Source organism: Pseudoalteromonas sp. SG41-5, from assembly GCF_014164495.1.
GTDB classification, from domain to species: Bacteria; Pseudomonadota; Gammaproteobacteria; order Enterobacterales; family Alteromonadaceae; genus Pseudoalteromonas; species Pseudoalteromonas rhizosphaerae.
In genome coordinates, this window is record NZ_JACJFH010000001.1 from 91,385 (window position 1) to 104,812 (window position 13,428).

Genomic DNA, 13,428 nt, shown 5'->3' on the forward strand with positions numbered 1-13,428 from the left:
GTAAATTACTGGACCTGATAAAGTTATTAAGGGTATTTTTAAATTGCGATTTCACTTTTATATTGTTTACATTAATCAACTACTCTTTACGAATTTTCTCACGCCGAATATTTGCATCTGCTTACATTCCTTTAAATTATTCTGGTGTACTTCCAAGTGCATGTTTTTATGCACACGTAATTAATGGGCAATGTATATGGACTATATTTTCTATCAACAATCAATAATTAACTTCATTGCACAATATGCTGGTAATTCTAAATCACAATTAACAGCGATGGTTGATGACACGCGCAGTATTTTAAGAGTTGATGCGTATAGGCTTTTTGAAAATATTCTTTTAAATTATCAACAATTGGGAGTAATTGAATATATTAAAGTAGATTGCCTACTTAAAAGTGTTGCCGTGAATTTGAAAACTTCAAGTGAGTCTGAGTATTTTCTCGTTTCACAGTTAGCAACCTGGTGGCAAGAATGGCATTTCGCGCTATCGATGCGCGTAAAAACGAGTCAAAATAATGCTGTTATCGTGCAAAATAGTGATTACTCAACGCAAGATAATAAACCACTAACCCGCCAGCATGATTTGAGTGAGTACGTTAATTTATTTACGCAAGTGCCAATACCGTTGTGTAATGTATGTATGCTCACCGAGAATATAATCCGTATAAACCAACGTTTTGTAGATGTGTTCGGTTACACTATTGAGGATATTCCAACACTTAATGATTGGTGGCTTAATGCTTACCCAGATCCACATTATCTGATGTGGGTGCGACAAACGTGGCAACAAGCTCTTAGCTTTGCGTTAGAAAATGATACTGATATTGAACCACAAGTTTATTGTGTTACTTGTAAAGATGGCTCCCATATAATGATGGAAATTTCGGGAAGATATTTTAGGCACGAATTTTTAGCTATATTTAAGGATGTAACACAGCATTTAGCTGCTGAAGATACACTTCGAGACATGGCATTTTTAGACTCATTAACACAAATTGCCAATCGACGTTGTTTTGATGAGAAGTTGGCCAATGAACTTGAATTAATGAATAAAAAAATAAAGCCGTTATCAATGATCTTAATCGATATTGATTATTTTAAGCAATACAACGATAACTACGGTCATATTAAAGGCGATGAATGCTTGTATCAAATTGCACAATGTATTGCAGTGGCCACGATGAATCACGAAAAGGACTTTGTTGCCCGTTTTGGCGGTGAGGAATTTGTGGTGTTACTGCCAGAGGCTGATCCGAAAAAGGCTTTACATAGTGCATTACAAATCCAGCAAGCAGTTAATCAATTAGCTATTAAGCATGAATATACAGATATTGGCTATATAACACTAAGCATGGGCATTAAAACTTTGCATAATCCCCAAACTGGCGATTATATCTATTTTGCTGATGCGGCAGATAAAGCTTTGTACCAAGCAAAAAGACAAGGGCGTAATTGTATCGTTGTTAGTGAAGATTGATACAAAAAATCAGCTGAGCGCTACTAGGCATATTTGAAATAGCTGCGCTCAAGCACAGCTATAGTTCATCTGCGATTATTTTAAAATGGCCATTATCAATTCCTTTTAACGTATAGTCACCAATACGATAGCGGATTAAACGTAAAGTAGGGTGGCCAATATGTGCTGTCATTCTTCTTACTTGGCGATTACGTCCTTCGGTAAGGGTAATACTGAGCCAACTGGTTGGAATGTTTTTTCGCTCTCTAACGGGAGGATTACGTGGCCATAAAGTTGGCTCATCTATGCGTTTAACAACGGCTGGTAATGTTAATCCGTCTTTGAGCTCGACGCCTTGGCACAGTTGTTTAATTGCTGCATCAGTTGGTTCACCTTCAACTTGTGCCCAGTAAGTTTTACTGGTTTTTTTGTTTGGCGCTGTTAAAGTGTTTTGTAATTTCCCACAATTAGTGAGCAATAGCAGGCCCTCACTGTCTCTATCTAATCGTCCTGCAGCATATACATCTTTAATGGTAATAAAGTCAGCTAAGGTTTGTCTGTTTGCTTCATCAGTAAACTGGCACAGCACATCAAATGGTTTATTAAATAAGACAATTTTTCGCTCACTGGCGGCAATGGCTGGTTTTATCTCGCGCTTTATTGAGTTATTCACTTTTTTGGTTGTAATTGCACCGCGATTATAGCTACGGCCGCTATTTCGGCGTTTTGCTGTATTATTTGGTTTAGCTATTGTCATTGCTAGATGCACCGTGCGGGTTTTGGTAAGCCAGCAATTTTAGTTGCTTGCTTAGCTGGGCCTTTAGGAAAAAGAGTATACAGATAAATACTATTGCCTTTATCTTCACCCAGTGCTTTTGCCATTGCTTTAACTAACATTCTTATTGCTGGGCTGGTGTTGTACTCCAAATAAAAATTACGCACAAAATGAATCACTTCCCAGTGTTGGGAGGTTAATTCAATGTTTTCTTGCTCGGCAATAACGCAGGCTAATTGTTCACTCCATAACGAGTGATCAAGTAAGTAACCTTGTTTATCCGTGTCGATAATTTGATTATTAAATTCAAGCATGTATTACCACGTAATAGAGTGAGATGTTGCTAATGTTAGTGCGACAAAGTCGTCATAACTAAGCGAGTGATCGGGCTGATTGATTGTGATATCTCGTACCTTGGCGTCATCAGCAAGTATTAATAAGTGCGTTGCAAGCTGTCTAAATTGGGCAATCGCAAAGCATGCGTCACTTAATAATAATACTTTGTCTGCTGACTGGATCAGGTTAACTAATTGATCCGTGTTGTAATAGCCAAGTGGCTTGGAAAATATGTGTAAAGTGCTCATAAGTTCACTATGTGTTGTTGCTGGGCTATAAGTTGAGTTTGCTGCTGATAATTAAGCGCTTTTACTTCTACTAACAAGTTATGTTTATCAAGGCCATACTCGAGCAGAGACTTTTCACATACATAAATGTTTTCAACATCGTAAATTTCTAGCGTTCTGATGGTCTTAAAGTAGTTCTTTAAACCTATATGCTCAGGTTGTTGATGTTTTTTTAGGGCTAGTACCGCAGGGCCGCTAAATAACCAACTAATATTTTGCTCAACAGCAGCGAATATTAATGTCATATCTAATGCATCACGAATATGTAAATCATCGAAAGGACTATGGTGGCTTAAAACTAATACATTGATCATTTAAATTGCACCCATTTATCCGCATCACTGGCAAGCATTGCAAACTCAGCTAACCCTGCGACTGCAAAAACACCGGTATTATTTATATCAAGGCCACGCTTTTCGGCAGCAGTAACACACAACATAAGATGAATCCCTTGCTCATGTAATTGTTGCCATAAAGCATTAATCGCTAATTCATCAGCTGCCAAATCTAGTTGCTCGCTGGCATGAAAAACGCCGTTTTGATACAAAAAAATGGCATCAATGTTATGCCCTTGTGTTAAACATGCTTGTGCAAATTTAACCAAACGTTGCGTGGTATCATGATCCGATGGTGCGCTGTGCAGAGAAAGTACAAATCGTGCCAAAACTATTCCAATAAAAAAGCCCCTAAAGAGGGGCTATTTTAACAGAACTATTTAATTAGTCATTATTTGCGCCAAGCAGTGCAAGCAATGAAGTAAACAAGTTATATACACTTAAATATAAAGAGACTGTAGCGCGAATATAGTTTGTTTCGCCACCGTTGATGATGCGGCTTGTATCAAACAAGATTAAGCCAGACATGATCAATACAACCGCTGCATTTAATACCATAAACATTAGCGAGCTGCCGATGAAGATATTAACAATGCTGGCCACAATCACAACAATAAGGCCTACCGTTAAAAAACCGCCCATAAAAGAGAAGTCTTTTTTAGTATTTAGTGCATACGCAGACAAACCAAAGAAAATCAGTGCAGTTGAACCTAACGCTTGCATGATAAGCATTGGGCCATTTGGCATCGCTGCATAATGGTTAAGTAACGGACCAAGTCCCGCACCCATTAAACCCGTAAAAGCGAATACCCATGCAACGCCTGACGCGCTTTCGGCTTTTTTATTTACAACAAATAAAAGGCCAAATGAAATAAGAGTAAAAACTAACCCCATAAAATAAGGTAGTTGTAATGCCATTGAGATACCAGCCGTCACAGCACTAAATGCTAATGTCATGGCCAATAAGAAATAGGTGTTTTTAAGTACCTTGTTTGTTTCAATGGTCGACATAACCGGTCTAGCGGTATTGTACGAATGATTAAATGCCATTTTAGAGCTCCTTTAGAAACCTATTGTAAGTTCCGATAATTAAACTGAAGTTAGATTACCAAGACTTCTATATTTGGGCAAACCTTTGTAGTTCAATAGACCGATAATTAAAAAGAAAAGTTCAATTTAGTGTGAATTTTACTCAGTGGTGAGTTAAGAATATACAAATCAATGGTTTTTTAAGCACTTGAACACTTTTTTGAAAAAAAAGCTTCACAAAGAGCACTGCCTTCTCTATTATGCAGGCCGTGCGGAGAGATGGCAGAGTGGTCGAATGCACCGGTCTTGAAAACCGGCAGGGGTTTATAGCCCCTCTAGGGTTCAAATCCCTATCTCTCCACCACCTAATTAAAATAATTGCGAGTACACTCTTATTCGTGATTTATAAATGTTTCGGAGAGATGGCAGAGTGGTCGAATGCACCGGTCTTGAAAACCGGCAGGGGTTTATAGCCCCTCTAGGGTTCAAATCCCTATCTCTCCACCATATAAAATAGCCCGCTAAATTAGCGGGCTTTTTTGTGCCTAAGTTTTATGTAGTTATTTAATTACGACCATAGTCTCTATTTCGATGTTGTAAAACATCATGCATTCTTAGTATTTATTCAGGTATGATTTTAAGGACGCATTATGAAACATCGGCTTGCAAAAAGTGTTGGGTTATCATTACTTTCACCTGTGATCATTGGTAGTGTGTTAGGAGTTTATTATGCATTAACGCTCAATACCGATCCGCTGACTACCTTTTTCCAGTTACTTATGAGTGCGATAGCTAACGCGCATATTGTCGGTTTAACCATGGCTGCTTTTGTAGTACCCGGATATTTATTGATGTACAAGTACGCGAAAGTTAATTATTCGGGAGTACTGACATTAGGTTTACTCGGTGGTGCAATTTTTAGTTACTTACTCAGTGCAACAGGTGGTATGGTCTTTTTAATTAATACCGCGATGTCAGCTTTAGCGGCGGGACTGTTTTTATATGGATTAAGGTTAGGTGCGATAAAACAACAGCCTCCTCAATAGCAGAATTATTAACCAAGCTTGCTGAAAATTAGGGCAAATTGCTTTTTTTTGCCCTGAAAAGGTTTCAATTATTGGCGACAAAGAGTACCTTTAGCTACTGTATGTTTGATAAGAAGTAGTTTGGTATGCAAAAGCAAGAATTTTACCAGTCATTAGTTAAACAAACTGAATCGCTAATTACTGGTGAACCTAACATTATTGCCAATATGGCGAATATTAGCGCGCTGTTATTTACGTCACTCGATGATGTAAATTGGGCTGGTTTTTATTTGATGGATTCACCAACTGAATTAGTACTTGGTCCGTTTCAAGGTAATCCTGCATGTATCCGAATTCCTGTCGGAAAGGGGGTCTGTGGAACTGCCGCTGCAACTGCGCAAACTCAACTTGTTGAAGATGTACATGCATTTGCAGGCCACATTGCCTGTGATGCGGCGTCAAACTCTGAAATAGTAATACCTATCCACAAAAATGGTGAGGTATTTGCTGTATTAGATATCGACAGCCCAAGTATTGCTAGGTTTGATGCTGATGATAAGCAAGGTTTAGAAGCACTCATCGCGTGCTTTGAGGCAACTATTGCATGAAAGACTTAGTAAATGTACAGGATTATCTGTTTGCCATCACTGATGTAGGTGATTGGGAAGGGGATGAAGAGCATGTAGCGGAAACGCTCAACGATTTAATCCACATTGCATGGGATCGTCTTCCTGATGATACTGAATGTGAATTAATTGATGAAATTATAAATGGTATTTGGGAACACCTTCGAGGTGATATGGCTGTAATTGAAGCCGACTTTGAAGAGCTGGTCGACTGGGTAACACACTACGTCGATTCGTCCCTTGATGAAAAGATGTGAAAAATAGGTTCTAAAATGGAAACCACAAACAAGCTAAAAGATATTAATGAAGTGTTGGAATTTTTATATCAAGAATTTCCGCAATGTTTTAAACAAAAAGACGGCATCAAGCCGCTGAAAGTAGGTATCTTTAAAGATATCGCTGAGCGAATTGAAGGTTCTGAAAAAGTTAGTAAGACGCAAGTACGTCAAGCACTGAGAAAATATACGTCTAACTGGCGTTATTTAGAAGCCGTGACTAAGTCTGAATTTCGTATTGATCTTGATGGAAATCAAGATGCTAAAGTGGAACAAGAGCACATTGATCATGCTCAAAAAGCACTTGAAGAAAGTCGTGCGAAAATGGCTAAACGTAAAAAGTCACAACGTCCACGTAATGATTCAGACACAAAATCTTACAAAAAGAAACCAGGCCAATTCGCTAAACCAGGCGATAAAAACGCTAAAGTTAATGCCACACCAGCAAAAGCTGCGCCGGTTAAACGTTCAGGTAAAATTGAACCTTTACCAGCAAGTGAGGTCAAGGTTAATAACAAAGTTAAAGTTAAACTTGGCCAAGCCCTTGTTAATGCAGTAATCACTGAAGTGAACAAAGAAGACGTTCATGTAGAGTTGGTAACTGGCATGCAAGTTAAAACTAAAGCAGACAGCCTGTACATTATTTAAGCTGCATATAAATTAAGGAGTTGTGTATGAGTCAGAAGTTTAAGCTCATTCCGTTAGTTGCCGCCCTGTATTCAGGTTTATTATTTGCATCAGATATTGCTGATGTTAATGATGTAGTTACAGCAAAAGACTTGCCAGTACTTACGCAAGAGAGTCAGCATAGTACGGCTAGCAAACGGGTGACAAACTTATTTACTCGTGCACATTATAAACCAATTCGTTTTGATGACGCACTTTCAAGTAAAGTGTTTGACCGTTATATCGAATCCCTTGATTTTAATAAAAGCGTCTTTTTGGCTGCGGATATTGCCTCATTTGAGCAATACCGCAACCAATTTGATAATGCATTAACGACCGGTAAACTTGATTTTACCTTTGATATTTTCAACCTAAGCATGCAGCGTCGTTTTGAGCGTTATGAGTATTCTTTAAAGTTACTTGAAACACCAATGACCTTTGATAAGGCTGATGAATATTACTTTGATCGTGAAGATGCTGATTGGGCAAAAACGCAAGCTGAGTTAGACGAGCTTTGGCGTGAACGTGTAAAATATGATGCACTACGATTAAAAATGACCGGCAAAGATTGGCCTGGTATCAAAGAATTATTAACTAAGCGTTATCACAATGCACAAAAACGTTTAGTGCAAACCAATAGTGAAGATGTATTTCAGATCGTAATGAACTCTTTTGCGCGAAGTATTGAAGCACATACCTCCTATTTATCGCCACGCAGAGCTGAGCAGTTCAAAATGGACATGGATCTTGAACTAGAAGGTATTGGTGCAGTACTTAGCTACGACGAAGACTACACGGTTATTCGCAGCTTAGTTCCAGGCGGACCTGCTGATAAATCGGAGCAAATTAAAGCTGACGACCGTATTATCGGCGTTGCTCAAGACAAAGAAGAATTTGTTGATGTCATTGGCTGGCGTTTAGATGACGTTGTTGATTTAATCAAAGGACCAAAAGGCACTAAGGTGCGGTTACAATACTTAAAAGGTGCTGATGATCATGGCGCGCCTAAAGTAGTTGAAATTATTCGCGATAAAATTCGCCTCGAAGATAGAGCGGCAAAATCAGAAGTATTCAAAGCAAAATATTCTGATTTAACCAGCAAAATAGGTGTTATTGAGATCCCTGGTTTCTATAACAACTTGTCTAAAGACGTTAAAGTAGAATTGGCGAAATTAAAAGAAGCCAAAGTAGATGGCATTATAATTGACCTACGCCAAAATGGTGGTGGTTCATTATATGAAGCAACACAACTATCTGGTTTGTTTTTTGACCAAGGTCCAGTGGTACAAATTCATACTCTAAATAATCGCATTGAAGAGCAAAAAGACCGCGATGGTGTTACGTTTTACGACGGCCCCCTAACAGTACTTGTTGATCGGTACAGCGCATCTGCCTCTGAGATTTTTGCTGCAGCGATGCAAGACTATGGTCGAGCAGTAATAATTGGTGAGCAAACGTTTGGTAAAGGCACTGTGCAACAGCATAAGGGCTTAGGCCGTGCTTACGATTTATACGATAATCCACTTGGCAGTGTGCAATATACGATTGCAAAGTTCTATCGTATCAATGGTGGTAGTACACAGCATAAAGGTGTGATCCCAGATATTTCATTCCCATCAGCAATTGATCCAGCGGAATGGGGTGAAAGCCAAGAGGATAATGCATTACCGTGGGACAGTATCGTACGCGCCAAATATAACTCGGTTGATGACTTACACCCAGCTATTGCTTACTTAAGCAAAGCGCATGCTGAACGCATTAAATCAGAACCTGAGTTTAACTATGTTTTTCAAGATATTACGCGTTATAAAGAAGAGAAAGACCGGAAAACTATTTCTCTTGTAGAAGCGCAGCGTATTAAAGAAAAAGACGATGGTGAAGCGCGTGCATTAGCTCGTACTAATGAAAGGCTTACTCGTTTAGGTGAAAAACCAATCGAGAGCTTGGATGATGCGCCTGATGTCTTAGACGACTTAGATCCATTCTTAGAAGAAGCTGCATTAATTACCCAAGATTATATCAAGTTTGGTCGTGTAGCTAAGAAATAACTTGTTTTACAGGTTAATAAAAAAGGCGCTTTGGCGCCTTTTTTGCTGCCTAAAACTCTTGATATTGCTATAATTACTGATTAAACGCTGACAAAAGTAAGTAACTTAGTTAGGCTAAGCGTCGCGTCTGTGCTAAAAAATAATAATTAAACGCGCATAAAAATGCGCGTAGGAGTCTTAATTTTGAATTCACAAAAAGAAAAACCCATCCTACAGGCCAGCTTTTTCGATGCCTTGATCCCAATTTCTGTACTGATTTGTTTATTAGGTGCTGCGGTCTATTTATTTGGCGATAGTTCGTCATCAGGGCCGAATCAAATTGCGCTACTGTTTGCTACATTTACAGCTGCACTTATTGGCCTTAAAAATGGCTATACTTGGAAAAAACTTGAACAAGCGATGATAGAGGGGATCACTCTATCTTTGGGCGCTATATTAATTTTGTTAATGGTTGGCGCGCTGATCGGCACTTGGCTGCTGTCAGGCACTGTACCGACGCTTATTTATTATGGTTTACAGGTAATTAATCCTAGTTGGTTTTACGCAGCAAGCTGTTTAATTTGTGGCATTGTAGCAATGAGTATTGGTAGCTCTTGGACCACGGCGGCGACAATAGGTGTAGCGCTACTCGGTGTTGCTACTGGCCTTGGATTAGAGCAAACAGTAACGGCCGGTGCCGTAATATCTGGGGCTTACTTTGGCGATAAACTCAGTCCACTGTCTGAAACAACAAATTTAGCTCCTGCGGTTGTGGGAGCTGATTTATTCGAGCATATTCATCATATGCTATGGACGACTGTACCAAGTTTTGTGATTGCACTAATCATCTTTATTTTTATGGGCTTTAATGCCACAGCGTCAAGTGAGGCTGGGCGTATTGATGAAATAACCGCTATTCTACAACAAAATTTTAATATAGGTTTAGAGATGCTGGTGCCACTGATTGTTTTGCTGGTGTTAGCAATTAAAAAAATGCCTGCATTTCCGGCAATTTCAATCGGTGCGGTACTTGGTGCAGTATGGGCAATGATTTTTCAATCAGACCTAATTGCAACACAAATTGATGGCTCTCAGGGGCAAATTGTCGGTTATTTTAAATTGGTTTGGAGTACATTTTTTGATGGCTTTAGTATCCTGACAGGCGATGAAAAAATGGACTCTTTACTCAGTGGTGGTGGGATGTCTGGCATGTTAACCACAACGTGGCTGATCATGACGGCATTGATGTTTGGCGCCATTATGGAAAAAACAGGTTTATTAGATATTTTTGTAAAAAGTATTCTTAAAATTGCGAAAAGCACTGGCTCTTTAATTACTGCTACTATTGCGACCTGTATTGGTACCAATGTAATTGCTGCAGATCAGTATATCGCTATTGTGGTCCCTGGTCGGATGTTTAAAGAAGAATATGCAAAACGTGGTTTGAAACCTGTTAATTTATCAAGAACATTAGAAGATGGCGGGACGATAACCAGTCCTCTGATCCCTTGGAATACCTGTGGTGCATATATGCAAAGTGTATTACTGATCAACCCATTTGATTATGCGCTATATGCATTTTTTAATCTTATTAATCCATTACTAGCTGTTATTTATGCTTACCTAGGCATTAAAATTTTACGTATTAAGCCAAAACAATAGCCATAAATTATACGCTCCTCTGTCAAGAGGAGCCACTTTGGAGTTTCACATGACTGCATTAAAAAAACCTCAAGCACAGTATCTTAAAGATTACCAAGCTCCACCATTTTTAATTGATCACATTGATTTGACCTTTGATTTATTGCCGTTAAACACCCGTGTTACGAGTGTTATGACGATCACGAAAAAAATAGCTGGTGTGGCAGATTTAGTGCTTGATGGCATTGATTTGACGCTGATCTCAATTACTGTAGATAACAACGCATATACAGATTATGACCTACGTGATGAGCAGCTTGTGATCCATAATTTACCAGCGCAATGTCAGCTTACAATCGTTAATGAAATAGCGCCAAAAACTAACACATCTTTAGAAGGTTTATATCTATCTGGCGGTGCGTATTGTACACAATGTGAAGCGCAAGGTTTTAGAAAAATAACCTATTATCTTGACCGCCCAGACGTACTTGCAAGCTTTGACGTGACGATTATTGCTGACGAGCAGTTTACTCATTTATTATCAAATGGTAATAAATTAGCGGAAGGTAAATTAGACAATGGCCGTCACTTTGCAAAATGGCAAGACCCATTCAAAAAGCCAAGTTACTTGTTCGCACTTGTTGCAGGGGACTTTGATGTACTTGAAGATACCTTTGTTACGCAAAGTGGTCGTACAATAGATTTAGCCTTGTTTGTTGATAAAGGGAATTTACCGAAAACCCCTCATGCGATGGCATCACTTAAAAAATCAATGCGGTGGGATGAGCAGCGTTTTAATCTTGAGTATGATTTAGATATTTACATGATCGTTGCTGTGGATTTTTTCAATATGGGCGCGATGGAAAATAAAGGTCTTAATATTTTCAACTCTAAATGTGTGTTGGCGAATCAAGAAACCGCCACTGATAAAGATTATCACACCATAGAGTCAATCGTTGGCCATGAGTATTTTCATAATTGGACAGGAAACAGAGTGACTTGTCGTGATTGGTTTCAACTGTCGTTAAAAGAAGGCTTAACAGTTTTTCGTGATCAAGAGTTTAGCAGTGATTTAGGCTCGCGGGCACTGAATCGTATTGATGCGGTTAAAGTAATGCGTACTCATCAATTCAGTGAAGATGCCGGTCCTATGGCACATCCGATCCGTCCTGAACAAGTGATTGAGATGAATAACTTCTATACAGTAACTGTGTATGACAAAGGCGCTGAAGTTATCCGTATGATGCACACGTTATTGGGAGAAGAAAAGTTCCAGCAGGGCATGGCACTTTATTTTCAGCGTCATGATGGGCAAGCCGTCACCTGTGATGATTTTGTTGCGGCTATGAGTGATGCCTCAGGTATCGATTTAACTCAGTTTAAACGTTGGTATAGCCAAGCTGGCACACCTCGGCTAATCGTAAAACAAGAGTTTGATAAGCTCAATGGTACTTTTTCACTGCATATAGAGCAGCTGGCACCGCTTAATCAGCCAGAAAATGCGCCATTACATATCCCATTTGCTATCGAGCTACTTGATCAACAGGGCGAGTCTGTCCCTTTACAGTTTGAAGGACAGCCACTTGATCATGTCTTAGATGTCACAACAGCGCAGCAAACGTTTAGCTTTGATGGTTTAACCGCGAAGCCTGTAGCGGTGCTACTAGAGGATTTCTCTGCGCCGTGTATTGTTGAGCAACAAAATACAGCCACTGAATTATTACACATTATGCGCTTTGCGCGCAGTGACTTTTCGCGTTGGGATGCTCAACAACAATTATTCATTGGGGCAGTTAAAGGGGCCATTACAACACCTGAAAATAATCAATTGGATCCAGCAATTATTTCTGCATTACGTAGTTTATTAGTTGAGCAGGAGGGAGATTTAGCTTTAATTGCGGAATTATTAAAGCTGCCTAGTTTTGATACCCTCGCAGCTGAGTTTAATGTGATCCCTGTGGATCAATTGGTTGCAGTGACAAATCAGTTTGAGTTACAAATTGCTCAGCAATTGCGTAGTGAGCTCTTAGACTGTTATCAAAGTTTAATTGATGACGGCTCTGTAAGTGCAACAGCTGTCGCTATACGTGCATTAAAAGGTATGTGCTTACATTATTTGGCAAAAATTAATGAGCTTGATATTAATCAACTCCTTGTTAGTACTGCTAATTCACACAATATGACCAATGTACTCGCCGCGCTCAGTGCAGTGGTAAAAGCTGACAATCCCTTAGCAAAAGAGTTGTTAAACCAATTTGACAGTCAGTGGCGCCATGATGTGTTAGTGATGGATAAGTGGTTTGCATTGCAAGCAATGCAAGGTGGCGATGACGCCATTACTAATATCAAAAAATTATATGATCATCCTTGTTTTGATTTTTCAAACCCAAACCGCGTCAGGGCGTTAGTGGGCAGTTTTAGCCATTTTAATACCGAACAGTTTCACCGTGAAGACGGCACAGGTTATCAATTGCTAGGTGACTTATTAGTTAAGCTTAATGCAATCAACCCTCAAAATGCATCACGTATGTTAACGCCATTTATGTCATGGCGTAGATACGATGAAGTACGTTCGGTTGCTATCAAAGCTCAGCTGCAACGTCTTGCTTTGCTTGATAATTTAAGTGACGACTTGTATGAAAAAGTTGATAAAGCACTACAATAAATTATGGTCGAATATTATTTTTTACTGAACTTAACTTACAAACAGTGCATGGATTACTATGAAGGTAAGTATACATCAGTTCAAGTAATTGAAGATGGTGGCAAAAAAGTACGTTTTGCGGCCAGCCATTTGCGTCCTTTTATTTCTTCTTTAGGAGTAAGAGGGCGCTTTCGACTTTTGCTTACCCCAGAGCATAAATTTTTACGTTTGGAACGTGTTGCCTAAAACAATATTTTAAAATAATCACTTATAATATTATTTTTTTGTTAATTCGATTTGTCC

At 39.1% G+C, this 13,428-nt stretch carries 15 protein-coding genes and 2 tRNA genes; 11 read left to right on the top strand and 6 right to left on the bottom strand.

All coding sequences use genetic code 11. From position 1 onward, the window contains the following. The first annotated feature begins 196 nt into the window (after window positions 1–196). A complete protein-coding gene (locus H5232_RS00435; RefSeq protein WP_182830442.1) occupies window positions 197–1,480 on the top strand; it encodes a sensor domain-containing diguanylate cyclase in 1,284 nt (427 codons plus the stop codon). Between the two features lie 58 nt (window positions 1,481–1,538). On the opposite strand, the gene H5232_RS00440 is transcribed toward H5232_RS00435, so the two are convergent. The 6 genes from H5232_RS00440 to H5232_RS00465 are packed head-to-tail and all read right to left on the bottom strand — an operon-like array spanning window position 1,539 to window position 4,242. Beyond that, window positions 1,539–2,216, bottom strand: coding sequence for a pseudouridine synthase (locus tag H5232_RS00440; protein ID WP_182717880.1), 678 nt, complete (start codon window positions 2,214–2,216; stop codon window positions 1,539–1,541). Between the two features lie 2 nt (window positions 2,217–2,218). Further along, the gene (locus H5232_RS00445; RefSeq protein WP_145233784.1) at window positions 2,219–2,548 is read right to left on the bottom strand and encodes a TusE/DsrC/DsvC family sulfur relay protein; all 330 of its coding nucleotides are present in this window, start codon (window positions 2,546–2,548) and stop codon (window positions 2,219–2,221) included. A gap of 3 nt (window positions 2,549–2,551) precedes the next feature. Further along, entirely contained in the window at window positions 2,552–2,818 is a 267-nt protein-coding gene (locus H5232_RS00450; RefSeq protein WP_149981049.1) for a DsrH/TusB family sulfur metabolism protein, read from the bottom strand. Further along, entirely contained in the window at window positions 2,815–3,171 is a 357-nt protein-coding gene (gene tusC, locus H5232_RS00455; RefSeq protein ID WP_145233789.1) for a sulfurtransferase complex subunit TusC, read from the bottom strand. The genes H5232_RS00450 and tusC overlap by 4 nt, the downstream gene beginning before the upstream one ends. Next, the gene (tusD, locus tag H5232_RS00460) at window positions 3,168–3,521 is read right to left on the bottom strand and encodes a sulfurtransferase complex subunit TusD (protein WP_149981050.1); all 354 of its coding nucleotides are present in this window, start codon (window positions 3,519–3,521) and stop codon (window positions 3,168–3,170) included. Before tusD ends, tusC begins: the two co-directional genes overlap by 4 nt. 55 nt (window positions 3,522–3,576) lie before the next feature. After that, complete coding sequence (locus H5232_RS00465; protein ID WP_145233793.1) at window positions 3,577–4,242, bottom strand: Bax inhibitor-1/YccA family protein; 666 nt, start codon at window positions 4,240–4,242, stop codon at window positions 3,577–3,579. A 252-nt stretch (window positions 4,243–4,494) separates the two neighbouring features. Between H5232_RS00465 and H5232_RS00470 the strand changes: the two genes are divergently transcribed. The 10 genes from H5232_RS00470 (at window position 4,495) to H5232_RS00515 (ending at window position 13,371) form a co-directional block, all read left to right on the top strand. Further along, window positions 4,495–4,585: transfer RNA gene (locus H5232_RS00470), tRNA-Ser, on the top strand. A 52-nt stretch (window positions 4,586–4,637) separates the two neighbouring features. Beyond that, window positions 4,638–4,728 (top strand) — tRNA-Ser (locus tag H5232_RS00475). A 143-nt stretch (window positions 4,729–4,871) separates the two neighbouring features. Then, window positions 4,872–5,267, top strand: coding sequence for a hypothetical protein (locus H5232_RS00480; RefSeq protein WP_145233799.1), 396 nt, complete (start codon window positions 4,872–4,874; stop codon window positions 5,265–5,267). 125 nt (window positions 5,268–5,392) lie between these two features. Beyond that, on the top strand, window positions 5,393–5,854 hold the full coding sequence (locus tag H5232_RS00485; protein ID WP_149981051.1) for a GAF domain-containing protein: 462 nt from the start codon (window positions 5,393–5,395) through the stop codon (window positions 5,852–5,854). Beyond that, the gene (locus H5232_RS00490) at window positions 5,851–6,129 is read left to right on the top strand and encodes a hypothetical protein (RefSeq protein WP_064666123.1); all 279 of its coding nucleotides are present in this window, start codon (window positions 5,851–5,853) and stop codon (window positions 6,127–6,129) included. Before H5232_RS00485 ends, H5232_RS00490 begins: the two co-directional genes overlap by 4 nt. A 15-nt stretch (window positions 6,130–6,144) precedes the next feature. Further along, window positions 6,145–6,795, top strand: a complete 651-nt coding sequence (gene proQ, locus H5232_RS00495) for an RNA chaperone ProQ (protein WP_149981052.1) — start codon at window positions 6,145–6,147, stop codon at window positions 6,793–6,795. A 26-nt stretch (window positions 6,796–6,821) separates the two neighbouring features. Beyond that, window positions 6,822–8,861, top strand: a complete 2,040-nt coding sequence (prc, locus tag H5232_RS00500) for a carboxy terminal-processing peptidase (RefSeq protein ID WP_149981053.1) — start codon at window positions 6,822–6,824, stop codon at window positions 8,859–8,861. A 162-nt stretch (window positions 8,862–9,023) separates the two neighbouring features. Continuing rightward, the gene (gene nhaC / locus H5232_RS00505; protein ID WP_182717879.1) at window positions 9,024–10,502 is read left to right on the top strand and encodes a Na+/H+ antiporter NhaC; all 1,479 of its coding nucleotides are present in this window, start codon (window positions 9,024–9,026) and stop codon (window positions 10,500–10,502) included. 49 nt (window positions 10,503–10,551) lie between these two features. Further along, window positions 10,552–13,146 carry an aminopeptidase N gene (gene pepN / locus H5232_RS00510; RefSeq protein ID WP_182830443.1) on the top strand — a complete coding sequence of 865 codons (2,595 nt, stop codon included), beginning with the start codon at window positions 10,552–10,554 and terminating at the stop codon, window positions 13,144–13,146. A 3-nt stretch (window positions 13,147–13,149) separates the two neighbouring features. Further along, a complete protein-coding gene (locus tag H5232_RS00515; RefSeq protein WP_149981056.1) occupies window positions 13,150–13,371 on the top strand; it encodes a DUF2835 domain-containing protein in 222 nt (73 codons plus the stop codon). Window positions 13,372–13,428 lie beyond the last annotated feature (57 nt).

Excerpts from the sequence above, each read along its gene's own strand:
- prc (WP_149981053.1), top strand. The coding sequence starts at position 6,822 with ATGAGTCAGAAGTTTAAGCTCATTCCGTTAGTTGCCGCCCTGTATTCA.
- H5232_RS00465 (WP_145233793.1), bottom strand. The coding sequence starts at position 4,242 with ATGGCATTTAATCATTCGTACAATACCGCTAGACCGGTTATGTCGACC.
- H5232_RS00435 (WP_182830442.1), top strand. The coding sequence starts at position 197 with ATGGACTATATTTTCTATCAACAATCAATAATTAACTTCATTGCACAA.
- H5232_RS00445 (WP_145233784.1), bottom strand. The coding sequence starts at position 2,548 with ATGCTTGAATTTAATAATCAAATTATCGACACGGATAAACAAGGTTAC.
- proQ (WP_149981052.1), top strand. The coding sequence starts at position 6,145 with ATGGAAACCACAAACAAGCTAAAAGATATTAATGAAGTGTTGGAATTT.
- H5232_RS00485 (WP_149981051.1), top strand. The coding sequence starts at position 5,393 with ATGCAAAAGCAAGAATTTTACCAGTCATTAGTTAAACAAACTGAATCG.
- H5232_RS00480 (WP_145233799.1), top strand. The coding sequence starts at position 4,872 with ATGAAACATCGGCTTGCAAAAAGTGTTGGGTTATCATTACTTTCACCT.
- H5232_RS00450 (WP_149981049.1), bottom strand. The coding sequence starts at position 2,818 with ATGAGCACTTTACACATATTTTCCAAGCCACTTGGCTATTACAACACG.
- tusC (WP_145233789.1), bottom strand. The coding sequence starts at position 3,171 with ATGATCAATGTATTAGTTTTAAGCCACCATAGTCCTTTCGATGATTTA.
- nhaC (WP_182717879.1), top strand. The coding sequence starts at position 9,024 with ATGCGCGTAGGAGTCTTAATTTTGAATTCACAAAAAGAAAAACCCATC.
- pepN (WP_182830443.1), top strand. The coding sequence starts at position 10,552 with ATGACTGCATTAAAAAAACCTCAAGCACAGTATCTTAAAGATTACCAA.
- H5232_RS00440 (WP_182717880.1), bottom strand. The coding sequence starts at position 2,216 with ATGACAATAGCTAAACCAAATAATACAGCAAAACGCCGAAATAGCGGC.
- H5232_RS00515 (WP_149981056.1), top strand. The coding sequence starts at position 13,150 with ATGGTCGAATATTATTTTTTACTGAACTTAACTTACAAACAGTGCATG.
- H5232_RS00490 (WP_064666123.1), top strand. The coding sequence starts at position 5,851 with ATGAAAGACTTAGTAAATGTACAGGATTATCTGTTTGCCATCACTGAT.